General features: G+C 34.9%; 28 protein-coding genes, 1 other RNA gene and 1 pseudogene. 13 read left to right on the forward strand and 17 right to left on the reverse strand.

All coding sequences use genetic code 11. The features are described from left to right. Nucleotides 1-9: 9 nt before the first annotated feature. From BC6307_RS11635 to BC6307_RS11660, 6 genes are all read left to right on the forward strand, one after another. Entirely contained in the window at nucleotides 10-960 is a 951-nt protein-coding gene (locus tag BC6307_RS11635; RefSeq protein WP_425319494.1) for an ArsA family ATPase, read from the forward strand. Nucleotides 961-1,061: 101 nt separating this feature from the next. Beyond that, nucleotides 1,062-1,331: a DUF1292 domain-containing protein gene (locus BC6307_RS11640; RefSeq protein WP_066410984.1), complete on the forward strand. Its 270-nt coding sequence runs from the start codon at nucleotides 1,062-1,064 to the stop codon at nucleotides 1,329-1,331. A gap of 38 nt (nucleotides 1,332-1,369) precedes the next feature. Then, nucleotides 1,370-1,834, forward strand: a complete 465-nt coding sequence (locus BC6307_RS11645; protein WP_066410986.1) for a hypothetical protein — start codon at nucleotides 1,370-1,372, stop codon at nucleotides 1,832-1,834. 19 nt (nucleotides 1,835-1,853) lie between these two features. After that, nucleotides 1,854-2,132, forward strand: a complete 279-nt coding sequence (locus BC6307_RS11650; RefSeq protein ID WP_066410987.1) for a DUF6509 family protein — start codon at nucleotides 1,854-1,856, stop codon at nucleotides 2,130-2,132. Between the two features lie 41 nt (nucleotides 2,133-2,173). After that, a non-coding RNA gene (gene ssrS, locus BC6307_RS11655) (6S RNA) lies at nucleotides 2,174-2,358 on the forward strand. 210 nt (nucleotides 2,359-2,568) lie between these two features. Continuing rightward, nucleotides 2,569-3,039 carry a hypothetical protein gene (locus BC6307_RS11660; RefSeq protein WP_066410988.1) on the forward strand — a complete coding sequence of 157 codons (471 nt, stop codon included), beginning with the start codon at nucleotides 2,569-2,571 and terminating at the stop codon, nucleotides 3,037-3,039. Between the two features lie 56 nt (nucleotides 3,040-3,095). On the opposite strand, the gene BC6307_RS11665 is transcribed toward BC6307_RS11660, so the two are convergent. Continuing rightward, nucleotides 3,096-4,004 carry a DMT family transporter gene (locus tag BC6307_RS11665; protein WP_066411110.1) on the reverse strand — a complete coding sequence of 303 codons (909 nt, stop codon included), beginning with the start codon at nucleotides 4,002-4,004 and terminating at the stop codon, nucleotides 3,096-3,098. Nucleotides 4,005-4,307: 303 nt separating this feature from the next. Between BC6307_RS11665 and trhO the strand changes: the two genes are divergently transcribed. Next, nucleotides 4,308-5,267 carry an oxygen-dependent tRNA uridine(34) hydroxylase TrhO gene (trhO, locus tag BC6307_RS11670; protein ID WP_066410989.1) on the forward strand — a complete coding sequence of 320 codons (960 nt, stop codon included), beginning with the start codon at nucleotides 4,308-4,310 and terminating at the stop codon, nucleotides 5,265-5,267. Nucleotides 5,268-5,300: 33 nt separating this feature from the next. On the opposite strand, the gene BC6307_RS11675 is transcribed toward trhO, so the two are convergent. Further along, nucleotides 5,301-6,281, reverse strand: coding sequence for a DMT family transporter (locus tag BC6307_RS11675; protein WP_066410990.1), 981 nt, complete (start codon nucleotides 6,279-6,281; stop codon nucleotides 5,301-5,303). 182 nt (nucleotides 6,282-6,463) lie between these two features. Between BC6307_RS11675 and pheA the strand changes: the two genes are divergently transcribed. The 3 genes from pheA to BC6307_RS25345 all read left to right on the forward strand — a co-directional run bounded on the left by pheA (nucleotide 6,464) and on the right by BC6307_RS25345 (nucleotide 12,194). Continuing rightward, entirely contained in the window at nucleotides 6,464-7,336 is an 873-nt protein-coding gene (pheA, locus tag BC6307_RS11680) for a prephenate dehydratase (RefSeq protein ID WP_066410993.1), read from the forward strand. A 107-nt stretch (nucleotides 7,337-7,443) separates the two neighbouring features. Continuing rightward, entirely contained in the window at nucleotides 7,444-7,599 is a 156-nt protein-coding gene (locus BC6307_RS24800) for a hypothetical protein (protein WP_157076569.1), read from the forward strand. Nucleotides 7,600-7,727: 128 nt separating this feature from the next. Continuing rightward, nucleotides 7,728-12,194, forward strand: coding sequence for a LysM peptidoglycan-binding domain-containing protein (locus BC6307_RS25345; protein ID WP_066410994.1), 4,467 nt, complete (start codon nucleotides 7,728-7,730; stop codon nucleotides 12,192-12,194). A gap of 564 nt (nucleotides 12,195-12,758) precedes the next feature. Here BC6307_RS25345 and BC6307_RS11690 read toward each other — a convergent pair. From BC6307_RS11690 to BC6307_RS11730, 9 genes are all read right to left on the reverse strand, one after another. Next, nucleotides 12,759-15,155 carry a S8 family serine peptidase gene (locus tag BC6307_RS11690; protein WP_066410995.1) on the reverse strand — a complete coding sequence of 799 codons (2,397 nt, stop codon included), beginning with the start codon at nucleotides 15,153-15,155 and terminating at the stop codon, nucleotides 12,759-12,761. Between the two features lie 345 nt (nucleotides 15,156-15,500). Then, on the reverse strand, nucleotides 15,501-15,989 hold the full coding sequence (locus BC6307_RS11695) for a hypothetical protein (protein WP_066410996.1): 489 nt from the start codon (nucleotides 15,987-15,989) through the stop codon (nucleotides 15,501-15,503). 67 nt (nucleotides 15,990-16,056) lie between these two features. Further along, the gene (locus BC6307_RS11700; RefSeq protein ID WP_066410997.1) at nucleotides 16,057-16,749 is read right to left on the reverse strand and encodes an undecaprenyl pyrophosphate synthase; all 693 of its coding nucleotides are present in this window, start codon (nucleotides 16,747-16,749) and stop codon (nucleotides 16,057-16,059) included. 12 nt (nucleotides 16,750-16,761) lie between these two features. Then, complete coding sequence (locus BC6307_RS11705) at nucleotides 16,762-17,580, reverse strand: DUF817 domain-containing protein (RefSeq protein ID WP_066410998.1); 819 nt, start codon at nucleotides 17,578-17,580, stop codon at nucleotides 16,762-16,764. 26 nt (nucleotides 17,581-17,606) lie between these two features. Then, nucleotides 17,607-17,831, reverse strand: coding sequence for a helix-turn-helix domain-containing protein (locus BC6307_RS11710; protein ID WP_066411000.1), 225 nt, complete (start codon nucleotides 17,829-17,831; stop codon nucleotides 17,607-17,609). 10 nt (nucleotides 17,832-17,841) lie between these two features. After that, the gene (locus BC6307_RS11715) at nucleotides 17,842-18,324 is read right to left on the reverse strand and encodes a DUF2975 domain-containing protein (RefSeq protein WP_066411002.1); all 483 of its coding nucleotides are present in this window, start codon (nucleotides 18,322-18,324) and stop codon (nucleotides 17,842-17,844) included. A 285-nt stretch (nucleotides 18,325-18,609) separates the two neighbouring features. Beyond that, on the reverse strand, nucleotides 18,610-19,140 hold the full coding sequence (locus BC6307_RS11720) for a GNAT family N-acetyltransferase (protein ID WP_066411004.1): 531 nt from the start codon (nucleotides 19,138-19,140) through the stop codon (nucleotides 18,610-18,612). A 72-nt stretch (nucleotides 19,141-19,212) separates the two neighbouring features. Beyond that, nucleotides 19,213-19,605, reverse strand: coding sequence for a hypothetical protein (locus tag BC6307_RS11725; RefSeq protein WP_066411006.1), 393 nt, complete (start codon nucleotides 19,603-19,605; stop codon nucleotides 19,213-19,215). A gap of 126 nt (nucleotides 19,606-19,731) precedes the next feature. Then, nucleotides 19,732-20,226 (reverse strand): immunoglobulin-like domain-containing protein, encoded by a 495-nt coding sequence (locus BC6307_RS11730; protein WP_066411007.1) that lies wholly within the window; start codon nucleotides 20,224-20,226, stop codon nucleotides 19,732-19,734. A gap of 291 nt (nucleotides 20,227-20,517) precedes the next feature. Here BC6307_RS11730 and BC6307_RS11735 point away from each other — a divergent pair, with 291 nt between their 5' ends. The 3 genes from BC6307_RS11735 to BC6307_RS11745 are packed head-to-tail and all read left to right on the forward strand — an operon-like array spanning nucleotide 20,518 to nucleotide 22,205. Next, the gene (locus BC6307_RS11735; protein WP_066411008.1) at nucleotides 20,518-20,958 is read left to right on the forward strand and encodes a PH domain-containing protein; all 441 of its coding nucleotides are present in this window, start codon (nucleotides 20,518-20,520) and stop codon (nucleotides 20,956-20,958) included. Nucleotides 20,959-20,991: 33 nt separating this feature from the next. Beyond that, on the forward strand, nucleotides 20,992-21,564 hold the full coding sequence (locus BC6307_RS11740) for a hypothetical protein (RefSeq protein ID WP_066411009.1): 573 nt from the start codon (nucleotides 20,992-20,994) through the stop codon (nucleotides 21,562-21,564). Nucleotides 21,565-21,614: 50 nt separating this feature from the next. Then, nucleotides 21,615-22,205, forward strand: coding sequence for a hypothetical protein (locus BC6307_RS11745; protein ID WP_066411010.1), 591 nt, complete (start codon nucleotides 21,615-21,617; stop codon nucleotides 22,203-22,205). Between the two features lie 5 nt (nucleotides 22,206-22,210). On the opposite strand, the gene fosM is transcribed toward BC6307_RS11745, so the two are convergent. From fosM to BC6307_RS11775, 6 genes and pseudogenes are all read right to left on the reverse strand, one after another. Then, a complete protein-coding gene (gene fosM, locus BC6307_RS11750) occupies nucleotides 22,211-22,630 on the reverse strand; it encodes a FosM family fosfomycin resistance protein (protein ID WP_066411011.1) in 420 nt (139 codons plus the stop codon). A gap of 16 nt (nucleotides 22,631-22,646) precedes the next feature. Then, nucleotides 22,647-23,420 (reverse strand): arylamine N-acetyltransferase family protein, encoded by a 774-nt coding sequence (locus BC6307_RS11755; protein WP_066411013.1) that lies wholly within the window; start codon nucleotides 23,418-23,420, stop codon nucleotides 22,647-22,649. Beyond that, nucleotides 23,417-23,979: pseudogene (locus BC6307_RS11760) on the reverse strand (nucleoside/nucleotide kinase family protein). The gene BC6307_RS11755 and the pseudogene BC6307_RS11760 overlap by 4 nt, the downstream one beginning before the upstream one ends. After that, nucleotides 23,976-24,785 carry an aminoglycoside adenylyltransferase domain-containing protein gene (locus BC6307_RS11765; RefSeq protein WP_066411015.1) on the reverse strand — a complete coding sequence of 270 codons (810 nt, stop codon included), beginning with the start codon at nucleotides 24,783-24,785 and terminating at the stop codon, nucleotides 23,976-23,978. Before BC6307_RS11765 ends, BC6307_RS11760 begins: the two are co-directional and overlap by 4 nt. A gap of 84 nt (nucleotides 24,786-24,869) precedes the next feature. Next, on the reverse strand, nucleotides 24,870-25,484 hold the full coding sequence (locus tag BC6307_RS11770) for an HAD family hydrolase (RefSeq protein WP_066411016.1): 615 nt from the start codon (nucleotides 25,482-25,484) through the stop codon (nucleotides 24,870-24,872). Further along, nucleotides 25,485-26,135 carry a Type 1 glutamine amidotransferase-like domain-containing protein gene (locus tag BC6307_RS11775; RefSeq protein WP_066411018.1) on the reverse strand — a complete coding sequence of 217 codons (651 nt, stop codon included), beginning with the start codon at nucleotides 26,133-26,135 and terminating at the stop codon, nucleotides 25,485-25,487. It lies immediately after the preceding gene. Nucleotides 26,136-26,145 lie beyond the last annotated feature (10 nt).

Consider the following 26,145-nt stretch of genomic DNA (forward strand, 5'->3'; position numbering starts at 1 on the left):
ATGAATAATATGAATAAGCATAAAAAAATACTATTTGTTGGTGGTAAAGGCGGCGTTGGAAAATCAACAAGTGCAGCTGGTATTGCATTAATGTTAGCGAAAGAACAACGCAAAACTTTGCTTGTTTCAACCGATCCCGCACATAATATTGGGGATATATTTCATAAAAAATTAAAAAACAGTGCGAAAGAAGTGTACCCAAACTTATTTGCAATTGAAATTAGCCCAGAAGAAGAAGCAAGAGCATATATCAATCAAGTGAAGGAAAACATTCGCGGCGTTGTGTCTTCTCATATGCAAGATGAAGTGAATAAACAAATAGATGCAGCTAGCTCTACTCCAGGAGCCGAAGAAGCGGCATTATTTGACCGAATCGTATCCATTATATTAGATGAAGGTGAACATTACGATTCTATTATTTTTGATACTGCTCCTACTGGACATACGATTAGATTATTAACGTTACCAGAGCTTATGAGTGTATGGATAGACGGCTTATTAGAGCGACGAAAAAAAACAAATGAAAATTATAGTCAACTATTAAACGACGGAGAACCAATTGAAGATCCAATCTTTCAAGTCTTGCAACATAGAAAAGATCGATTCGCAAAAGTAAGGTCGATACTACTTAATACATCATTGACAGGGTATATTTTCACTTTAAATCCAGAAAGACTGCCAATCCTAGAAACTAAAAAGGCGATTGAACAGTTAAAAAAGCATAACATTTTCGTAAAGACATTAATCGTAAATAAAGTATTAGAAGTAGAAGTACAGGATCCATTTTGGAAAAATCGGAAAGAAAACGAACAGGCATATTTAAAATTAATTGAACAAAGCTTTTTAGAGCAGAAAAAAATTTATATTCCGTTATTTGATACGGATATTAATTCCGTATCATTGTTAGAGCAATTTTCATTAAAAATCTCACAAAACGAACAGTTATTCCTTAGCATGTGACAAAGGCTAGGGAATTTTTTATGAAAAGTGGAACAAAACTCTTCTATTCTGTTAAAAGTATGGTCATAATATATGAAGACTGTATAAAAGGAGGAATTGGAATGGAAGAAGTTAAAATTGGTGAAGTATTTACCATAACGGATGATAATGGAGAAGAGCAAGAAATGGAAATACTAGCAACAATGGAAGTTGAAAGTCATACATATGTAGCTGTTGCGTTCGTAGACGATATCGAGACAGATTCGGAAGAAGATATGGATATTTTCTTCTTGAAAGTGGAAGAAGAAGGCGATTTCGCCCCTATCCTTAGTGATGAAGAGTTCGATAAAGTATCTAAAGCTTTTGAAACAAACTTTGATGACGAAGCTTAAACTTAGATAGAGAAACTACGATAAAGGATGGCAATAAGATGGAGAATCTACTCTTTAAAGATGTATACATAGAAAGAAGTCATAAAGAAACAGATGAAGTTATTGCAATGGAAACTTCCGCTTTTCTCGAAGAAAAGATATCTTTCTTAATAGAAAAAGATCATATTGCTGAGTATATTTACGTCGAAATGGATGCCTTCACAAAATTGAAAGTTGAAGGGGTATGCATCGAACTCGATGACATATTCAGAACGTATAACGTTATGATAGGGTTACCAGTCCAAAAGAAACATGAAGACAAAATAAAAAGTTATTTCAACGACATATTACATAGTGATGAACTAAAGTTTGCTGCCATGTTTAATCAAAATGATGGGCTATGGGATATTAATTTCACACTAAATTATGTAGAAGCTTTCGACGACAATATGACGGTAAAGGAAGCATTAACTGTTATCTACAATGTTATAAATAACTTAATACAATTAATAAATGAAAAGTAATGTTACGAGGTTGAATTCAATGAATATAATCAAACATGAAATAGAAGAAATAGTCGATCCAACAGGAATATTAACCGGAAAAAGATATGAGTGTATTTTGCACTTGGATGTTGAAGAGGAGGACGAACTATATTCTGAAAGTGGAGTATATGTAAAAGTCCTGATTGCGATGGATGATAATGGTCCCCGACTATTAAGTCATCATTTATATGAAGAAGCTACAAACAAGTATTTAGATTTTGAATTAGAAGAGGATGAACTAGCAGTTATTCTTTCATATTGTGTAGAGCATCTTTAAGGTGCACTTGATTTCCATACTAAAATCATGTAATATAATTGTACAAGCTACTCTGTACGTAATAATAAAAAGTTTTAACCTTTATGCTGTAATAGGGAGTTTTAATTATAGTTGGAATGTAATGCCTCCTCGATTGAGGACTACATGAACACTTTTGCGAACACCCACTTTGAGGAGTGTGGTTTAAAACTTTCTTATTTTAAGTTACGGCAATGGTGGCTTATGAAAAAATTTTTTTTCGACCCAATTACCTTTGTAATTGGGTCTTTTTATTGTTTCCGAATTTCCGAAGATTCTACTACAAAACGAAGAGAAAGCACATTAAAAAAATACGTATACAGGCACCATATTTATTTTTATTCATATGTAAAAAGAGTAAATATAAATGTGGGAGTGACTTACGATTAAGAAGCTGCGTTTTGCATTATTTCTTTCCATGTGTCTACTTGTTTCCGGTTGTTTTTCCGCGTCAGTCGAAAAGGATATTACAGAATATGTTAACGAAGGACTATTACCATTAGCAGATCTCGAGGAAGAAGCAATAGACTTGTTTGATAGTGTTGTTGGATATAATTATACAGATGATTACACTTTATATGACACATTAAACTTAGAAGTAATACCTAGATATCAAAAGCTATTAAATGAATTGGAGAAATTAAAGCCAAATACAGAAGAGGTACAACAAGTACATGACATATACGTTAGTGGTGCAAAAAAACAATATGAAGCGATGATGCTTATTTTAGACGGTATTGAGTTTCAAGACGTTTCTATTATTGAAGAGGCAAATTTACGGTTAGCAGAAGGTCGAACGATAATTAGAGAATTTCAAATTAAGCTTGATGCGTTGATTGAAGAGTATGAACTCGAAATGGAAGTAGATTATGAAGTTGAAATGTATTAAGAGAAAAAACCGCTAACCTCAATCAGAAGGTAAGCGGTTTTTCTTAGATATATGTGTTATGCGCCAATTTTTTTTGTAGATAAACGATTGCCTTTATTTGTTTTATCTTTTTTCACTCTCATTGCTACATATACCCCTATAATGACGAAAGTAGCACCAATGGCATGAAACAGTGTGAACGTTTCACCTAATATTATAGTTGCCATAATCACAGCAGAAAGTGGCATAACGTTGATAAAGATAGAAGATTTGGCAGCCCCTACTTCTTTAATTCCGTAGTAATACATAACAAAGGAAATAACTGTAACAAAAACGCTCATGTGGCCAATAGAAAGCCAAGCAGTTAACGATGCAGACTGGATATCCGCCCACGATGTTTCATAAATAGCAAATGGGAGTAAAAATAAAGTACCAAACCCAACAGCATAGGTCGTCGAAGAAATAGAACTAAATTTCGCTAATACGACTTTACCAACCACGCTATAGAGTGCCCAACTAATAACAGCCCCTAAAAGAATCAAATCAATCGGCTCAAATCCTAATTGTATAAGGGAAGCAAAGTCACCTTCTGTAATGATAAAAGATACCCCAGTTAGAGCAATTACCATCCCGATAATATGGTTCTTAGTTAGTTTTTCTTTTAAAAATATGCTAGATAATAACACAATTAAAATAGGGTTAGCCGCTATAAATAAAGAACTTTTTATTACTGGAGCATGCTTACTTGCTAAGAAAAAACAAATGTTATAAATGGCAATTCCCGTTAATCCTAAAATAGCAAATAACAAATAATCCTTTTTCGTTCGTTTTGGGCGATTTTTTTCTACAGTCCACATAATAGGAAAAAGAATGATTGCTGCTCCTAAAAACCGTAAAAAAGCGACTGTTGCCGGTTCAAAACTAACTACTGCATACTTACCTGCAATAAACGCACTACCCCACGTTGCTGTTGCTAACGTGAGCATTCCATAAATTAGCCAAGTTTTTTTATCCAATCTTTTTCCCTTCAATCTTCTAAAGTATTTAAACGTATTTTAACATGTTTTTCGTAAAACGAAATATATTTTCAAAAAAATAACCTGAAATAATTTCTCCTTTATAGGAACATTAAGTATATAGTTGTGATTTCTATGTTTGAAAAGGGACTTCGAGCTTATTTGCCTAAATATAAAAAGTTGCTAATCAGACATTTTTTTTGGTATATTATTATAATGTAATAAATTATACATCATTTAAAAGATTTTTTAGAAAGTAGTAGGTGACTAGTAATGAATCAACCATATAGAGTTTTACTTTATTATAAATATGTTCATATAGAAAATGCTGAACAATTCAAAGAGGAACATTTAAACTTTTGTAACGAGCTAGGTTTAAAGGGTCGTATCATTATTGCGGATGAAGGCATTAACGGGACGGTTTCTGGAAACGTAGAGCAAACAGATGCCTATATAAATCATATGAAACAAGATGCTCGTTTTGCTGATATGATCTATAAAATTGACGAAGCAACAGGCCATGCTTTCAAAAAGATGCGTGTTCGTTATAGACCAGAACTAGTAACTCTTCGTTTAGAAAATGATGTGGACCCTAATAAAACAACAGGAAAACATTTAAAACCTAAAGAATTCTTCGAAGCTATGAAAAGCGAAGATACGGTAGTAATTGATGCTAGAAATGACTATGAGTATGACTTAGGTCATTTCCGTGGCTCTGTACGACCAGATATTAATTCATTCCGTGAATTGCCACAATGGATTAAAGAAAACAAACAGCAATTTGAAGGTAAGAAAATACTAACTTATTGCACAGGTGGAGTTCGTTGTGAAAAATTCTCCGGTTGGCTATTAGAAGAAGGCTTTGAAGATGTAGCTCAATTAGATGGCGGAATTGTTACGTACGGAAAGGATCCTGAAGTACAAGGACAACTATGGGACGGGCTATGCTATGTATTTGATGAGCGTATAAGCGTTCCCGTTAACCAAAAAGAGCACGTAATTATCGGTAAAGATCATTATACAGGTGAACCATGTGAACGTTATGTAAACTGTGCTAACCCAGAATGTAATAAAAAAATATTAAGCTCAGAAGAAAATGAGCATAAATATATGCGTAGTTGCTCGCATGAATGTCGTGTACACCCAAGAAATCGTTACATTGCACAACACGACTTACCAGAAGAAGAAGTGCAAAAAAGACTAAACGTAATAGCAGAAGAAATTAATGCATAAGTTAAACCCCTCAAATTAAATTGAGGGGTCTTTTTAAATGTTATTTTCTTTGTGTTTCATAACAGTTACGTTAGTCGTACCTTTCTTTGAAAAATAACTATGCAATAACATTCCAATCATAATGATAAATAAACCAATAATAGCAATGTTGTTCGGAAAAGGGCTTGAAAGTAAAAGAACTTCACCAACGATCACAAAAAAAACTTGGGTAGATTGGGTAGCTTCTACCGCTGCTAGTTTTGTCTGATCATGCTTAACACGATCTGTTGCAATAAAAAATAACGTTGTCGCAATGACACCAGAACTAACTGCCACGATAAATGATTGAACAATTTGATCATTCGAAGGAGCACCTATTGTAACGAAGGCATATCCTCCTATTAGAAACCAAAAGGGGAGGCTAGCCAATGTCATTCCGAGTACTCGTTGATACGTATCTAATTTACCTTTACACAACTCCATCATTTTTCTATTGCCTAACGGGTAGGAAAATGCGGCAATTAACACCGGTAATACACTTAACAGCAATAACGAAAGAGTGAAATTTGCTGCATTTTGAAATTGAATAAAAACAACACCGATAAAAATTAAAAATGAAATACACAATGCCTTTACTGGTATTTTATTTCGTATTTTAACCGGCCCATTATTAGTTTGAATAAATTCATAAAAGAGTGGACCAAGCAACACACCAGCTACAATTGTTATTTGCCAAGTTCCAGCAACTAACCATCCGGGTCCATAAGCTGCAGCGAATGTAATTGGTCCATAAAATAGAACAAAACCGATAAAGCTCCATAGTAGCCACGGTACTAGATTTTTGCGCATTTCCTGAAGTAATTGCATTAAATTTTTTCTCCAAAGAACAATAACTATTAAAAATGGGACCATAAATAAAAAGCGAAGGGAAGAGCTCCATAACCAACTACCTCCCGCAAGTTCCATAGAACGGTTCAAAATAAAAGTAACCGCAAAAAACATCGAAGCTAAAATACCGAGTAATATCTCTCTCATTATTTAGCAACCTTTCCTAAAAATAAATATTTATATCCATTATAGTCGATTAAAAGATAAGGCTACTACAATTATTTTAAATAAAATGAAATGAATGAATATTTATAATTTAATTTGCTAAAATGTTAAAAGGTATTATACTATTATAAAATAACGTTTTAAAGCAGAAGGGCATGTGAAGAATGAAAAAAGTAGGATACTTAGGTCCAAAAGGCACATTTACAGAAATGGCTGCTAAAGCAGTTTTTCCAAATGCAGAAGGACATCAATATAAAACTATACCTTCATCAATTGATGGAGTTATCAATGAAGAGGTAGACATTGCAGTTGTTCCATTAGAAAATGCAATAGAGGGTTCGGTTAATTTAACGATGGATTATTTGCTTCATAACGTCCATTTACCAATTATCGGAGAGGTTATTGTACCAATTAGGCAACATTTACTCGGATTACAAAAAAACAGTGGCGACTTGGAGGCTGTGAGAAAAGTTTATTCACATCCTCACGCGATTGCACAATGTCATAATTTTCTAAGAGAACAATTTCCTCATGCAGAGATTGAGTATACAAATTCTACTGGAGAGGCCGCTCGATATATAATGGAACATCCTAACGAGCTATCCGTAGCGATTGGTAACGAATTAGCGGCTGAAGAGTATGGGCTTCAAATATTAAAACATAATATTCATGATTTCGAAAATAACCATACTCGGTTCATTATAGTTAGCAACAATACTGTTTTAACGAAAGATCATTCACCACTTTATACGAAACATAAAACAACATTAATGATCACTTTACCTTCCGATTATTCCGGAGCATTGCATCAAGTACTATCGGCTTTCTCATGGAGGAAATTAAATTTATCAAAGATCGAGTCAAGGCCAACGAAAACAGGTTTAGGAAATTACTTTTTTGTTATTGATGTAGATCACGGAATGGATGACATTCTCATACCAGGAGTAATAGCAGAATTAGAAGCACTACAATGTTCCGTACGAGTGTTAGGCAGCTATCCTTGCTATTCTATAAATATGAACATTATTGCAAAATAAACTTCGTATAGATAAACTATTACTTAAAATAAATATCACATTTTAACAACTGCTGAATATACTAACTTCTGTGTGAGTTAAAAAATAGTAAAGAAGGATGAGTTATGATGCAAAATAATCAGAAGTTATTTATTGAAAGCAGTTGGAATAATGTCTCAGGCTATAAAGTAGTTGAGATGAACGTGTCAGATGCAACAGATTCTCTTTATGCTGTTGTTACACCAGTAAAAAATAATATTGAAAAGAACAGTTCAATAAAATAAACAAAAAACCACCCTAATTTGTAATTTTACATAGCAGGGTGGTTTTTTGGTGCTTCTTTGTAAAGTGGGAATTATCAAGATGCTTTGTGACAAAATAAAACCAACCATTGATTAAGAGGTGCTTAAAATTGACAAATATAGAACGTTACGAATTAAGGCCAGTAGGTGATCATTTTACTTTAATCGTCTATATTGACCCTTCGTTACAGGAGTTCGCTACAGAGCTAGGTCGGAAGCCGAAAAGAAAAGAACAATTGCTTGATCAAATACAGACAGTTGTTAATGGAAGGTTTAAATCACTTAAAATTACTTCTGTAAAAATAATGGTCGGTACGATGCTAATATCAACTTTAACTTTAGAAGCTAGTCCGACTCAAGCCTCAACACCTGCTTCTGAGTCAAAAGAAGAATATAACATTACATATGATGAGTTAAAAGGTTACACCGTAAAAAGTGGAGACACTCTCTTTTTAATAGCTAAACAATTTAATATTGATGTTGAAGTGCTTCGTCAACTTAATAAATTAACTTCCAATACTATTTTTGTTGGTCAAACATTAAAGCTTCCATTTTTCGAATATACAGTCGTTCCTGGTGATAGTCTTTCGGTTATCGCAAAACGGTTTAATACCGAAACAAGTACGATTAGAGATTTTAATAATTTACAAAGTGACCTACTGTTAGTGAATCAATCACTAAAAATCCCGATAACTCTTGATAAGGTACAAAATGAAAAAGAAGTAAATGCTGATAGTCTAACGAATAATACTACTATTTACACCGTTGTATCTGGTGATTCTTTATCTGTCATTGCAAAACGTTTCAACACTACAGTTACTAGGCTTAAAGAAGTGAATAACCTTACATCCGATGTACTTTTTATCGGGCAAAAATTAGTCATACCAGGTACTTCACCTGTCATTCAAGAACCGAATGAAGTACCTCCTGTAGTAGAGGAAAAACCAAGAGGAATAACAGAAGAAAACAATATTTTATATACAGTTATATCTGGTGATTCTTTGTCTGTCATTGCTAAGAAATTTAATACAACCGTTACGGCTATTAAAGAACAAAATCAATTAACTACCGATGTAATAAGAGTTGGACAACAACTGACAATACCTCTAGCAATAAATATTGAAGAACCTCAGCAATCTGTACCAATCAAGGAAGAAAAAGTAGAGGAAACAACAGTCCTTTATACAGTTGTATCTGGTGATTCTTTATCTGTTATCGCAAGAAAATATAGTACGACCGTAAACGCCATTAAAGAAAGAAATAACCTAACAAATGATATTATTCATGTAGGTCAACAGTTAGTTATTCCAACAACTAACCTTGACACGACATCTCCTATAGAGGAAGAAAGTAAACCAATCCTCGAGGAAACGAATACTAATTATACAGTAGTTCCAGGGGATTCTTTATCAGTTATAGCGAAGCGGTTTAATACAACCGTTAATGCTATAAAAGATGCAAATCAATTGCAATCGGATATGATTCGGGTAGGTCAGACATTAATTATTCCAATTCATATGACAGTAGAAGAGGAAGTGAAAGCTCCAAACGCTCCTCAATTTACTTATTTAGATCCAATTAACGGACTTTCAGTAGATGCATATACGGTTACAGGGAAGAGTGACCCTGGAACAGAGATCCAACTTACGTTTATTGATGAAAACGGTAGGCAAGTATCACATCAAATGTTAAGTAACGAAGATGGTCTGTTTAATGGAAAAATAAATTTAGAACCGTTAGCGGATGGAGACATATCATTATCTTCTTTCGCAATTACAAATAGGGGGGTAAAAAGCGAAACCAGAACAACGGTTATCACGAAAGATACTTTCGCATCAACTCCAACTGTTCAGGCAATTCCTTATGCTAATAATGGAAACCAGCACAATTTTACGATTAATGGACAAGGAGAAGCGGGATCGGTCATCTATATTACGGTAACCGATGATAATGGGATGAAAATAAACACCGAAACAGAAGTGAAGGCAAATGGGGAATTTGTAACAACGTTAGATCTAAAAGAATTAAATGATTCGAAGCTACTAATTCATGTAAAACAAAGAGATACCGTTGGAAATTTAAGTGATTCTACTATACTTGAAGTTGAGAAAGATACAGTTCCTCCATTTAAACCAACACTCTTAACCCATAATTACATTAATAATCAAAATGAAAATGCTTATACATTACATGGTAAGGCCGAAAGTAACGCGGAGATAAATATAACGGTTACAGGTTTGGACGGACAACAAATTGAAGCATCCGGAAAAGGAAAGGAAAACGGAGAATTCAATATTATTATTGATACTACACCTTTCGAAGATGGGCCGTTAATTCTCGAAATTTCATCAAATGACCGAGCGGGCAATTATAGTGAATCGTCAAGCTATGAATTAATAAAAAATACTATAAAGCCCGTTTTAGAAATGAGTAGTACGCCAGCTATTTTTAGTGATAACGAACGGGAATATGAGCTTTCTGGAAGAACAACACCGAATGCAAACGTAAAACTAACATTATCAGATGGGAAAACGACAATAGCTGATGAAGGAACTGCAGATAGTGAAGGAAATGTTATTTTTCGTGTTGATCTTCGGTCACTAAATGATGGCGATATTTCTGCCTCTATACAAACAACCGATCCTATCGGAAATATAGGTGAGAAAAAACAATTATTCATAGTGAAAGATACTATTCCACCACAAGAGTTAATATTAACTGCGTTACCTTTTGTTAATCAAACTAATCAAAACAACTATTTAGTAAATGGTAGTAGTGAAGAAGAAGGTGGTAATGTATTCATAAGAGCAACGAATGGCGATCAAACTTTCGAGGAAGTAGCAAAAATTTCAAACGGAGAGTTTGTATTTAGACTAGATTTCTCAGGATTCACAGATGGACCAATCGATATTGAACTTACACAAACTGATTCTTTTGGAAATAGCGGTAATCCTGAAACGGTTACAATCAAAAAAGTTACCCAATACTCCGAACCAACGATTGTTAGGAGCGGATATGTTATGGAAGGTAGCCGTTTGCTATACTCTATGACAGGGACAGCAGAGCCACTTTCATCAATTACCATTACAATAGATGACAATAGTGGCAAAGAACCGTTAATAGTAACTCATCAAGTAAATGAAAGTGGTATCTTTAATATTGACATGGATGTAAGTGGTTTACAACATATCAATGGATTAAACATCTCCGTCATTCAAACAGATCGCGCTGATAATAAATCGGAGATTGTTTCATCTGAAGCAATAACTTATAAAGTCGTTGCCGGAGATTCATTATCAATGATTGCAAAAAGATTCAATACAACAGTTGAAGGAATTAGACAAGTAAACAATCTGAAAAGTGATACAATATTCGTGGACCAAATTCTACGTTTACCTATTTTAGCTAGTGAATCCGTTAACTTAGGATATGTTTATTTCGGTGACCCTAAAGGATTTACTAATCAAGTGTTACGTACAAACCGTTCAATGAATACTGTATCACCTAGTTATTTTGATATTAATCCGGATGGCACGCTGAAACTTACGTATCAAGTTGATCAAACTTTTATATCTAATATGCAAAATCAAGGCATTCGAGTAGTACCGTTCTTAAGTAATCATTGGGACCGTGAAATAGGGAGAAGTATGTTAGCTAACCGCGAGCAGGCAGCAGAGCAAATTCGCGATGCCGTTATGCGCTATAATCTAAACGGGATAAATATTGATATTGAAAACATTACACATGCTGACCGGGCAAACTTTACCGAATTTGTTAAATTAGTTAGAGAAAAGCTACCTTCCTCCAAGGAAGTGTCAGTTGCAGTTGCTGCTAATCCGAACGGGTGGACAACAGGCTGGCATGGAGCATATGACTATGCAAGCTTAGCGAAGCATGCTGACTATCTCATGATTATGACCTATGATGAAAGTTATCAAGGAAGCAACCCTGGGCCGGTTGCAAGCTACTCGTTTGTACAACGTTCTATTCAATATGCTATTAATCAAGGTGTCCCTAGAGATAAAATTGTCATTGGTTTAGCTCACTATGGTCGATACTGGATAGAGGGGCAAAGTCAAGGTGGAAATGCATTATCTAACTCCCAAATAAATCAGATGATTAACACTTATGATAGTACAGTAACCTTTGATGAAAAAACGCAATCTGCTAAAGCAATCGTAACAATTAAAGAAACCGACCCTAAAACATACGTTCTAGGACGAGCTTTACCTGCAGGAACGTATACAATTTGGTTTGAAAACGATGAATCGTATAAAGCAAAGGCCTCACTCGTTCAAAAACACGGTATTAAAGGGTTAGGCCATTGGAGTATCGGTCAAGAAAATACAAATGTCTGGAATAGTTATCCGCTATGGACTGCAGCTAGTTCTCAACAAAGGGATAATGTGGGGGATACGATGCCAGAACAACCTATTTACCAAACATATACAGTGGTTTCTGGTGATAGTTTATATAAAATATCCCAACAATTTAATACAACTGTAAACGCAATAAAAGAACTAAATGGGCTAAATAGCGATATGATCTTCGTTGGGCAAGTAATAAAAATACCTTAATCATATTGGTCTTTTGCTATGCAAAAGACCTTTTTCATTATTAAATAAGAAAAGTTGGACTGGAAGGGAAGAAACGCTTATAAATCTAATTTTATTTATTTAAGGGATATAAAGAAACTTTATGTAAATTTTTTGATAACAAAGCAAAACAGCAGCTAAACATGTATAAACCCATAAATGATAAAAACTCTATGCAGAAAATCTTATTCAAAGTTGAATTTTAAAGTCCACGATAACCGCATGTGTAAAAACATCTAAGAATATAAATCACCATCATAAGTGAATACAACGAATTAAAACTAAAACGTATAAAGCAATCGCTATTTTGAAACCAGAATTAATAATGAACTTGAAGAGGGAGGTTCTTAATAGTGATTAACATTAGTAGTTAACATTTTCAGATAAGTAAAAATTTTAACTAGTTTACATAATATAAATTATAGGAAGTTAAATATTTAACTGTAATTCTATCTCATTAACAAAGTATACTTTTGATATTGAGACAGAATAAAAAAAGAAAGAAAACCTCAGTTAAACTTTAGCTAACTGAGATTTTCTTTTACATTAGTTTTTCGTAACTAAATATGCTTTATATTCCGTTACACCTGCTTTTTCTACATACACTCCAAGTACCCAATCGCCATTTGGAAGGTCAATTCCGTTTTGAACTGTTCCATCCCAATTAAATTCATGAATTGGCGCTGATACGTTTTCAAATGATCCAATTGTATCAACAAACCCACCAATTGTATTACCAGGTCCTAATACATAAATATCATACTCGATTACTTCTGCTCCACCAGGTAAATATGATCCTACATAATAAGAACCGTCAGCCTCTTTCCCCATAAATGCACCAGTCACACGAGGATAATCTGGCTCTCCTACAAATAAGATTGTTGGTACTTCAATAGATTGAGTGCCATCACTTACAGTAATTGTTCCTTCATAATACCCTGGTTCTAATTTTGAAGTATCCACTTGAACATTAAAGTTAACTTGCTGTGTTTTACCAGGTTGAACTTGTAAATTATTACTTGTCATTACTTTAATACCAGTTGGATTTCCATCAAACTGCACATCAAAGCTATAGCGTTTTCTCTCTTTTGAAAGATTTTTAATCTCAAAACTTTGTCTTTCCACTTGCTTGCCACTTTCTTTTACAAATTTACCGAAAGAATGGCTTCCAGGAGCTACTAACGTTTTAGTATTAATAGCATCTAGCACGCGAATACTTCCAGCTCCTTGTGTATTGTGTGGGTATGCCTCACCAGTTGCTGGGTTGATAACATCCACTGCTGTATTCATTAAAGCTGCTTTAACATCTTCTGTACCCCAATTAGGATGAGCCTGAAGAAGTAGTGCTGCTGCCCCAGCTACGTGTGGTGATGCCATACTAGTCCCTTGAAGTGCAGCATAACTTTCACCTGGGTACGTACTTACGATATTCACACCAGGTGCAGATACATCTGGCTTGATCATCCAAGTAAGTGTTACTGGACCACGGGATGAGAAGTCAGCCATTGTTTCTCCTACTGCTTTATCGAATTCAATATTGAATGAAACTGTGTTATTTCCAGCTTCTAGCTCTGCGAGTAACTTTTGACCGTCAGCTAACGTAGTTTTAATCGTTGGTACAGCCATACCTGGTACATCTGGCTGCTCTCCAGCTACGTTATTGAAAATAATCGCACCTACAGCACCTGCATTCTTAGCATTTGTAGCTTTATCAACAAATGCAAATTCTCCACGGCTAATTAATGCTATCTTCCCTTCTAGGTCTTTTTCTTCGAAATCTTCTTCTGAACCTAAGCCAACAAATACAAACTCATATTCACCATCATTTAGGCTAAGTAACTCCTCATCAGACGGGAAGCCCATTACTTTTGCACTCGGATATTCAACACCTTCTGATGTTGAAATTTCTGAAGTATAGACATTATAAGGTAAGCGAGTTGCACCTACCGAAATAGCATCACGAGATGTTCCTGGGGATCCTACAGTCCAGTTATTAGGACCAGCGTTACCATTAGAAGTAACAGCAACTACCCCTTCTGCCATCGCCCAATCAAGTGCAATCGAAGTAGCCCAATCAGGGTTATTTAGTGTGTTACCTAAAGATAAATTCATAACGTCAACCCCGTCTTGAACAGCAAGCTCAACACTAGCTACTACATCTTCGGTTGTTCCACCGTTAGGACCTAATACTCGATATGCAATTAGGCTAGCTTCTGGAGCAACACCTTTAATTTCCCCATTCGCTGCAACTGTACCAGCTACGTGGGTACCATGGTATTGACCTGGCCCTTCTTGAGGGTCATTATCGTCATCAACAAAGTCAAATCCTTTATAGTCAGCGAAAGCGTGAGCTAAATCAGGATGAGTGTAGTCTACACCAGTATCAATGATTGCTACTGTTACACCTTCGCCAGTAAACCCTGCATCCCAAGCATCATTTGATCCAATAAACGGAGCACTTTCCATCATCGCTGGACTAAATGTTTCCGCAGAAATTTCTTCTGCTGAGATTACATCTGCAGTATAATGAACGTTCGGGTAAACCGCCTTAACTCCTGGAGTTGCCAATAATTGAATGATTTCATTTGCAGGTAATTCCACAGAGAAACCAGAAAATACGTGATCATATTCACGATTTACTTTTGCGTTGCTAACTTTTCCTTGTAAAGAAGAGATTACTTTATCTCTTTCTGCTTTTAATTTTCCTTTTGATTGGCTCTTCCCTTTATGTTTTGCTTCTACAATAGATTCCGCTTGTAACTCAACAATAACTGTAGTTGGTTTACTTGACGAAAGTTCAATTTCACCAAACAGTTCTGCTAAAGGTAATTCTTTTACTTCAACCTGCTTACCTCCATTTGCACTAGCCCCAAACGCAAACATAGAGATAATTAATGAAAGTACCATTAAATTAATAAATATTTTTGGTAATCTTTTCCCCATTTTTTTACATACACCCCTTATTTTCGATACTGTAAGGAATTTCTAAGAATTTTCCCCTATGTACAAAGTCACCCCCTTGAATAGAACGGGGAATTATATTCTAAAAATCCTTACAATGTAACTAATTATAGATACACATTCTATATCCCTCTCAGACTTTCGCTCTATCATTACGACATAAAAATCGAAATATATAGTGTGTTTTTTGACACATAATTTCTTCGTAATCGAAAATGCGTCATAATTCGAGTTATAAATTACAGGAGTCTATGAATATAGCACTATATTTTTCGGCATTTTTCATCACAAGTACAAAAAAATAACGCCTGATTTTTTTCCAGGCGTTTAGTTGGGTCTCTTATTCAAAATTGGAAGAATCGAATTAGGCGAAGTTAATTTTACTAGGTCATGATAAACTTCTGTTGATGCACAAAATAATAAGGTAGAACCATTATCAAATGAATGCAACAAAACGTTACCATTGTTTAAAAGTTGAAAGTCAAATACATCTGTAGGTATATCAGGGGAGCTATTTTTTAATAAAACTTCTTTTGTAGTGGATTCGATTGAAAAATAGCTTATTCGCATGCCTTCTTCTATTGGCATGTCTTTTATTCTATTAGGAAGTAGCAGATTATAACCCTTTGTACTAACGTTGCTCTCTTCTGCCACTTGTAAATCCCCTGGCCAATACTTCCATGCAACGCTATCTGCTTGATCTAAAAAGTACATGACAACTCTATTAAAGTTTTGTTTGTTTTCTTTATTTCTTACTTCTCCTTTAGCTGTACCAACATACTGGTTAGATAAGTCTAGACAATGAGTAAAATTCACAACAGCATTACACCCCTTCAAAGCTATTATTATACTTAATTATAATTATTATTTAGAAGTTAAGTATTTATGCTTCCACTTTTCTTTTACTCACATCATTAATAGCCTGTAATAGCAACTCTTTATTAAAATCAGGAAATAATGTATCTGTGAACCACATTTCAGCGCTGGAACTTTGCCATAATAAAAAGTTACTTAACCGCTTTTCTCCCCCTGTGCGAATTAGTATTTCTGGATCAGGTAGCCCTTTCGTATATAGATAATTTTCTATCATTTCTTTACTAATATCATTGGTTGATATTTTAGAGATGTTTATATCTTGAATCAAAGACTTTGCTGCATGTATTAATTCATTTCTTCCACCATAATTTAAAGCAAAATTGACGACTAATGCTCGGTTATTAGAAGTTTTTCTCATAGCTGTTTCTACCGCATTTCGCGTGTGGCTAGGCAAACCTTCAATATTACCAGATATCCACACTTTAATATCCTTCTCCATAAACTCTGGTAGTTTCTCCGTTAAATAACGTGCAGGTAAATCCATTAGATAGTTCACTTCATCCTTTGGTCTTTTCCAATTTTCTGTAGAAAACGCATATAACGTCAACACTTTTATACCTAATTCTAATGAAGCATCGATAATTCTTTCCATTGCTTTGGAACCAGCATAATGACCTTGGCTTCTCGTTAGTCCACGCCTTTTCCCCCATCTCCCGTTTCCATCCATCATAATTGCGATATGAGCTGGAATTCTTTCCATAACAGTACCCCTTTACTTTAAATTTGGTATTTTATTTTTAACTAGCTTTAATGTCGCTACAATAAGAAAGCTAACAATTACTAATAATAGCCAGGAACTTACTTTGCCTAGATGGACGAGACTCCAAGCTTCAGTTTGGTTTGGATATTCCCATGCTCCGAAAAACGTTGCGATATTTTCCGCTACCCAAATGAAAAATCCTATTAATACGAAAGAAAATGCGATTGGCATACGGTACCGAGTCCCTCTAACTTCATACGTAACCCATGATCTCCAAAAAACGATAATGACAAGAACGGATAACCACCATCGAATGTCTATCCAATAATGATGAGTGAAAAAATTCAAATATATCGCTGTAGCAAGCGGTACAACGACTAAGAACGGAGGCCACTTTACTAGATTAACATTTAACCTTCTCCACGCTTGGCAAAGATAACTAGCTACGCTAGCGTACATGAAGCCGCTATAAAGAGGGACTCCGAAGATTTTAAAATAACCTTCCTCTGGATAAGACCAAGAGCCCATATGTACTTTAAAAATTTCGAGCGCAAGACCGATGAGGTGAAACAAAGTAATTACTTTAAGTTCATCCTTTGTTTCAAGCCCCGATCGTACCATCCACCACTGCATCAAAATGCAAATGAGAAGTAGCCAATCATATCTTGCAAGAAAGGGAAGCGGAATAACTTGAGTTAGCGCTAAAGAAGCAAATATAACGACTGGAAACAAACAGGATAACGCTTGCTCCCAACCAAAAGAAAAGAGTTGCTTTGTTGCTCTTACTATACTAAAAGCTTTACTTTGCGTATTAGCAATAGGTAAACTCATCTATAACTCCCCTTTACAATTTCCTATTATTTATCATCTATATCTTCATCGTTTCTGTACTCTAAAATATCACCTGGTTGACAATCTAAAGCTTTACAAATAGCCTCTAACGTTGATAAGCGAATAGCCTTTGCCTTGCCATTTTTCAATATAGAAAGATTCGCCATCGTAATACCGACTTTCTCTGAAAGCTCCGTTACACTCATTTTCCTCTTTGCCAACATCACATCAATATTGATAATAATTGCCATGTTCATCACCTCAGACCGTTAAATCATTTTCAGATTTTATATCAATTGCTTCTTTTAACAGTTTTTGAAGAACAGCAGCAAACACTGCAATTACCAAGGAAGCAAAACTAATGACTAATCCAATTAATATAATTCCTGGGGCATCATCTTTCTCCGCCACTAAATAAAAGAGTGGTAACCCAACCACATACAAGAAACTGATCATAATTGCACAGTTTTTAATATTTTTTAAGCCTCTTACGGAAACTTCTGAGAAAGCTTGATTGTTGTCAATACAGATTAAAAGCTTAAAGGCTTGATATAAAGCAAAATAAAAAGGAATCGCTGTTACGTAAAAAAAGATAAAAACTAGATAGTTCATATACGTAATAGTTGGATACAACCCTGCCGCGAATTTTGCTATTTCAGGTACTAAAAAAATACATAGCGCAAGAATTGGCATTCCAATAAAAATAACAGCTATTTTTAAAAACAGGGTTGAGACTTGTTTCATTTGTTGCACCTCATTTACATTTTATATGTATCAATCTATCACACGTTTTATTGTTTTACAATAAATTTTTATTATTTATAATAATATTTTTGTTGTTCAGGGTATATAAAACAAAAAAACGCAGAAGGTTTAGTAGCCTTTGCGTTTTTATATAATTTTACTCTGTTAGCTATTAAATAAATTTAAATTAGTACTAATAGCCGCTTTCCATTGGCGAATCTTACATTATCGACTGGGTCTATTACTCAAATTATCGCTCATTTGAATACTCTTCAAAATAGTAATCTATCTTGTCACTATATTCCTTATATCTTCCCAACCATATACAAGTTCTGAAAGTTTCTTCCCTGCAATCTCGACTTCTACAATATCTAGTACTTTACCACCAAGCCTTTCGTAAAAAAGACGAGATGAATTATCATTTAAAACGAGAACAAGCATTGAATGTAATCCCATTCCAATAATTTCAGCTATGATTGGGGTAACGAGTGCTTTTCCGATTCCTTGTCCTTGGTACTCTTTTAGGATATAAATTGCATATAACTCCCCATCATAGCCATTATATTTACCACTTCTTTCTTTACCCCCTGAAGAAAAACCTACAATGTCTCCTTCACTGTTTTCTGCAACGTATACACCGCCATTTGGAATGTTATTTAACCATAGCTGTTCTCTTCTTTCATACGATAATTTTTTTAAGTATTCGTCAGGAACAATATTTGCGTATGTTGTCTTCCAACTGTCGACGTGAACTTTTGATATTCCTTTAGCATCGTCAATATTTGCTCTTCTAATTTTGAATACACCTTTATTCACTGTTCCATCTCCTAAATATCAATATCATATATACAATTACTTCAACAAAAATAAGCGAGAATCCTTCTTGGATTAATGGACCACATCTATCTTTCCAGCTTCACGTACAGGAGGGTCCGAATCTCCTTGACCATTATAATAAAGGACAATTTGTGTGCCTATGTCTAAGTCCAAGTCTTCATACATATCTGGATTCACAATGTAGAATGCGCCATCATTTTCTTGAGCTAATGTAATCAATTCTTCTTCTGATTTATCTGTAATGTTAATGTTCTCAACATCTGATACAACTAACATATAGTATGACCCTTTATAAGGATTGCCTTCTCCATCTGGTTTTTCTATTTTTACAATGATTCCTTCATGTTTTCCTTCATAAGAAGTATTATTGCTGTTTTCATTCACTTGTTGACCACAAGCACCCAATATACAAGCAAGTAGAGTTAACAATAACACTTTTTTCAACACATAAACCTCCTATACTTATAAAAATTATTAAACTAGGCCGCCTAGTTATTAAATTAGTTCAACAAAAATAAGCCAACGTACTCATTTACTTTTAATACAACCTTTCATTTCTTTAAAACAATACTAATTTTCATTAACAGTAAACTCCGCTGCCAAATAGTGCTCTTCAAAGTCACCTGGTTTTCTAAAATCGAGGATATTTTTTACTATACGGTATTCACCAGAATCCAACCTTCCATAGAGCCAATCCCAATTAACAGTCCATTCCTCCACACCTGATGGATCCAAGTCATAGCCAATATCATTAAATCCGTAGTTATCATCTAGGGTAACTGGTACTTGATACCAATTAGTGTCGATTTTCTTTTCCAAATGAAAATATTCACCAAAGATACATTGCTTGTCAGAGCTATTTTCAAATATTACAGTCAATCCAGTCGAGGTTACTGTTCCTTCCTTAACTGTCATCGTAACTCCTTCAAGATTGTTGACAGTTTTATATATTGTAGGTTCCCAGTCTAATACTTTAGATGAATGACTATTACTAGAACTTTTACAACCTGCTAAAAGTAGTAAACTCATTGCTATACAAAAAAGTAAACAAATATATCTCCTCATAAAAACACCCCCTTTTAAATATCAGACGAATAAAACCTAAATATGTTTCTTTTATTGCCTAAATAGTCCTTTGAAAATTAATTGTACCGCGCTTCAATCCTCGGTGTCTCCATAAAATGAACACTTCCTAACTACTTCCCCATCCGCCATTTATCGTCAAGTGCACTTAAAAATGGTTTAGGGTATTATTCGTTAGTTAATTAAAAAAACCTTCCATTTTTACTAATTACTTCTGCTTCGAATGAACCTTTTATTGTAAGCTATACGTAGAGAGTAATGGAGGTGTTAGAAATGTTGTTTCGTTCGAAAGTAGATACTTTTTTTGGTGTGTTTATTTTCATAGCGATTGCTATTATTGGGGCGGTAACCATTTTACCTATATTTCTTGATGAAGAAATTCCAAAAGCAGCGGTAATTATTTTAATTTCGTCCTTCTTCTTTTCAGTGGGACTAATTCTTTGGCCAATATTCTACATTAAATATATGTTTACCGAAGACTATCTATTAGTAAGAGGCGGACCGTTTAGAAGTAAAATTGTTTATGAGGATATGACGAAGGTTTCGAGGACGAGAGACATATTTACAGGTTATCGTATTTTATCTTCGCGAGACGCATTAGAAATTAGCTATAAAACTTCTATGTTAGGCAGTGTGAAAATTTCTCCAAAGGATGAAAGAGAATTTCTGAAGGAGCTACAAAAACATTGCCCTCATTTAACAATAGATTTATAGTCCAAATTACTTGATAGAAGGTTGTGTATAAATATGAAAAGATGGTTAATCGTTATACCCCTACTACTCATTGGGGCATTGTTCCTCTATATAAATGGTTACAGGCTTACTCCAGAAAATGCTGCCAATAGCCACAGTTTTCTTCCGAAAGATGCAATACTAATAGAGCAAGTCCCTATTGAGTCTTCCACTATCTTTGTTTACAAAAGTGATAAAGAGAAACGATACTTAACGGTACTTTCTGAAAAGACAGGATTTTTATATCGGAGTGGCACCTCTACTTATACACCCTTTGTTTCAGATACACTGCAAACTGTAGGCGTTATTAGTTTTTGGAATGACCGTGAAGCTACTACTTACTTAAGTGTTTTGTCTACCAATGATGAAGTTGCTTATATTGAGGTTGGGATTGAACCTGATGTAATTAGAAGAGAGATTCGCGCAGATGAGATGGTTTCTTTCTATTTTCCATTCAGTCATCAAATAGATTTTATTCATCCAACTGCGTACGATAAAGATGGCAATGCCTTATATTATTATGGTTATCCAAAAAATTCGACTACCTTCAGTACTGATGATTTTAAGTGGCATCGAATAGACGATTAATACACGAGTACAAAGATAGAAAAGTACTGTTTATCAAGGAGGGGAAAAAGTTGAGACGTTTCAAAGTACTTATACCACTATTCATTGTCGTCATTATCTATTTATTTTTTAGCGGTTATAGAATAACACCACTTAGTGCCGCCAATGCCTTTCCACTTCTACCAAAAGATGCTGAATTAGTAGAGGAAATGAAAATAAGTACTACTCCTATTTTCGTATATAAAAGTGAGGAAGAGAATCAATATGTATCCGTAACATCTGAAAAAAATGGTGTTTTTTATCGTAGTACCCAATCTACCTTTGTCCCTATCCGTACAGACTCGCTTCAAACAGTCGGCTTAATGAATTTTCGGAATAAGGATGGTGAAGGTACCTATTTTAGTGTTTTATCAACCGATGAGGAAGTTTTCTATATAGAAGTTGGGATTGACCCTGACGTTATTAGAAAGGAAATTAGGGCAGGAGAAAGTGTGTCCTTTTATTTATCCTCATTTGAGGTAATTAATTTCCTTTATCCAACCGCCTATAATAAGGATGGAAAACCATTATTTTATTACGGTATTCCTAAAAATGCACCTACTTACACACCTGAAGATATTAAATGGCATGAAATAATAGAAGCGGAAAAACTAGATGAGTAAGTTAGCTAATCATAAAACTCCATATGAAGCTTTTCCGTTTTATAATACTCCAATCGATCTTCTAACGTACCTGTATGAAACTCAAACTTATGTCCATCCGGATCAGTGAAATAAATCGATTTTTTATCTTTTTCGTCTCTCGGTCTACCACTAAGGATGTTTACGTTTAGTTTCTCTAACTTATCATACATTTGCTCGAAGTCAGCCTCATCGATTGTAAAAGCTACATGTGTATACGAATGTTGAATCTCGTTTCGTGGTATGTCCTTTTCTTCATTTAACGCTAACCATATGCCTTGGAGGTCAAAGTAAGCTGTACTACGACCTTTTACTAACAATTTTGCATCAAATACTTTTTCATAAAAATGAATAGAGCTATCTAAGTCCGAAACCGAAAACAAAAAATGATTTATACCTTTTATCATTAGGTCTTCCTCCTTTTTAAAAACCAAAATAACATTTTCTCAGTCGAAAAAACTCCTCCGAATCTATTTCTTCTTTCCGAACCTCACCATTAATCCACACTGTAAAAGAATCTTCTGTTAGTACGATACTTCCTCTGTCAGTAATCTTCGTAAGCAAAGGTTTCTTATTAAACGGAGATTCTGGGTGCTCGATAATGATTTTTTGTACTTCATTTAAATCCGTTACACCGGCATCCTTTTCGGAATGAAAGGAGTAACCCATTTTCCATTCATCGTGTTTATGTTTTAATTTCATATAAAAAATGTAGTCTCCGAATTCCGTCTCCTTCTTTTCTACACGAAACTCCCCATTGCTGGATGTAACAATATCACCTGTTAACGGAACTGGCTTTAACGGTAAGTTTACACCGAAACCAGTGTCTACAATGTACTTTTTGCCATTCACCGTAATTACATTTGCAACGTGCGTTCTGCCGGTAGACCCCCACTTTTGGTTCACCTGGTCGAAAACAACACCGCGAACTAGCTTCGTATGAAAGTCATTTTCGGTTAAAAACAAATATAAAAGATAGTTCAATTCGTAACAAAGGCCACCTTCACCTTCGTTTAAAATTTTATGTTTCACATATTCATCTGTAATCTCCGTTGTCTTATCATCGATAATACAAACGTTCTCAAATGGTATTTCTTTCGCTATCTTTTCTAAAACAGTAGGCAACGTTTGTAAAGTGATCTCTTCACTCATTGATAAACCGATTCTTTTTCGCAATAGCTCGTTCACATGACTCATGTTAAACACCTTCTTTTTTTATATGTAGGCACTTTCTCCAAAATAGTTTCCACGATATGCTCGATAGACATTGTACCATCGACGATTAAGTCCGAACTAGGTTTAATTGTTTTAAGCATTTCAAGATAACCTTTTCTCCCAAATGAAAGATAGTTTTCCATTTCTTGCAGGATCGTATGACTTGGGCTACCTTGAAAGTCTCTCGACATTCGACGCGCCATCGCTACATCTAAAGGAGTGTCGATAAAGATAGCTATATCTATGTATTTACTCATGTTAGATTGTTCATATGCGAAAGGATAATCTAATAGAATGGACTCATACTGCTCCATAAATAATTTTTCTAAATCGGCAATGAGTGGTGATAAATCCCATTCGTTATAATTTGCCCCTTTGTCCACCCAATCTATTATATTTTTCGGTCCATCAAAATCGTAATCGTCGAAGGAGAGTACGATATTTTATTCAACCTTTCCTTCAGCTGCTTAGTAATGGTTGTTTTCCCACCACCTGAAACTGCTGCAATAGAAATGACAATTGGACGAGTACCCCCTCTCATTTCACCCCTCCTTTGCGGTATTGCGTAACACAATCCTTTATATAATCTCTAATTATAATGAGTTCTTCTCTATTAAAAGAATACATTTCCGTGTCATTCGCATAATTAGCGGCGGCTTTTTCTACAGTTGGTATCAAACCTTCAGGCAATATAGTCATCCCCCACCTACCAGCCTCTTCCTTTGAAGAAATAATTCCATCCTTTACATACATAAACACGCGCAACATATTTAATATACAATAAACAGGATCCTGTTCCACATTCTCTAAACAGTCTTCATAATCTCCTATAATAGAAGATACATAATCTTCCCTTGGCACGTTCGGAAACACATCATGGATTGGTTTACCTTCAATACAAATACCACGGTGAAACGTAATGGTTAGATGCGCTGCTAAATCTGGATCTGTATGCACATGTTCATTTATATAATTATTCGTGCCGTTTGCCAACTCTTGTTCGTACCGCTCTCTCCAAAACTCACTATAATGGAATTCAAAAGGAGAAGGATGCTGCCAATTATCCAATTGGTGTTTCGTAAGGACACTTACTTCCACTGGAAAAGGATTGTTAGAGCCGACTAAGCAAACTTCAGTTAATTGTCTTTTTACGTCTACTGATATAGACACCTCCGTTACAACTAGAATATCAATATCACTATGATAAGGGTTAAACCCTCCCATCGCTAAAGATCCATGGACGTAAAAACCAACTAAATTACCTTGTAAAATGTCCCCTATTTTCTCATTAAGATAGAGTACGAACTCTTTTACATTCATAGGGCACGTTTGCCAATTAAAGCCCACAGTTTTCCACCATACTTTCTACTAACCTATTTCGATGCTCTATTGATATAATTTTTGCAAAATGCCACCTCTTGTTATCTTCCATTAAAATAATTGTTTCAGTTCTGCAAATGATGTTATTGCAAAATCATAGTCTTCTACTTTTCCAAATCCATATGTGGCATAGACGAACGGAATGCCAGCATATCGAGCTGCCTTTAAGTCACCTTCCGTATCACCAACGTACACTGGGTTAGATAGTGAATTTCTCTCTATTACCAATTTAATATTCTCACCCTTCGACAAACCAGTTCTGCCCGGGTTTTCAAAGTCTAAGAAATATTTTTCTAGTTGATGGTACTTATAAAAAGTCTCTATGTAACCTTCTTGGCAGTTACTTACGATGTATAGTTTATATTTTTCCGATAACGCTTCTAACGTTTCCTCCACACTATCGTATAAAATACCGCCACTATTTTCTAAATATACATTTTCCAAATCTCCGCATTCTTGTAAAAGTTGTTCCCTAGCTTGATCATCTAGGGAAGGAAACAACTTTTTGCCAATCTCGTGCATTTGTAGTCCCATCGTTCCTTGCAAGTCTTCTACTGTGAGCTCATTGATACCATCTTTTTTCCTTAAAATTTCATTCCAAGCAGTTAGTACCGTTTTACTCGAATCCCACAACGTTCCATCCAGGTCAAAAATGATGCTATCCATTTAGGCGCCTCCTGTTTTCGTTATTTTCACGATGTCACCAATCAATCGGATTTCCCCGTTTTCTACTATTATTCCATCTCCGTCGTTTCCTGCATACACAATTGTACCAGTTGTCTGAACATAGTCTTTTACTTTCTCTTTAAATGCATCATCCCACCGGTTGTAGTGTGGTAAATATTCGAAATCTACTAGTCCGAGGGCATCGATGTCACTTTGTTCATTACTTCCGATAAACAGATGAAATAATTTTGTACTTTTGCCGAGTTGAACTGCTCCGCCACTTACTCCTACAATCGTTCCTCCATTTGTATAGTAATCTTTTAATACCTGATCGATGCTCCGTTCTTTTAACGCCATTCTAAATGCAATTGGATCACCGGCAGAGAGATGTATAATATCACAACTAACTAGTTCATCTATTTTTGTAGGATCAAATTCACTATACAAATCAAAAAACAAAATGTTTTCAACCCCGTACATATGATAATATTGCTTTTTTATATGAAAATACTTTTTTTCTTTATCTTCCGTCGAGGGGATGTAGCCTATTTTTATTTCTCTAGGGCTTTTACCTTCAAACAATACATCGTCCAAGCAACGATTGTGTAGAGAATCCAACACTTGATCACTATAAAAAAACAATCTCCCCACTCTGCACACC

The sequence above is a fragment of the Sutcliffiella cohnii genome, from assembly GCF_002250055.1.
In the GTDB taxonomy this organism is placed as follows: Bacteria; Bacillota; Bacilli; order Bacillales; family Bacillaceae_I; genus Sutcliffiella; species Sutcliffiella cohnii.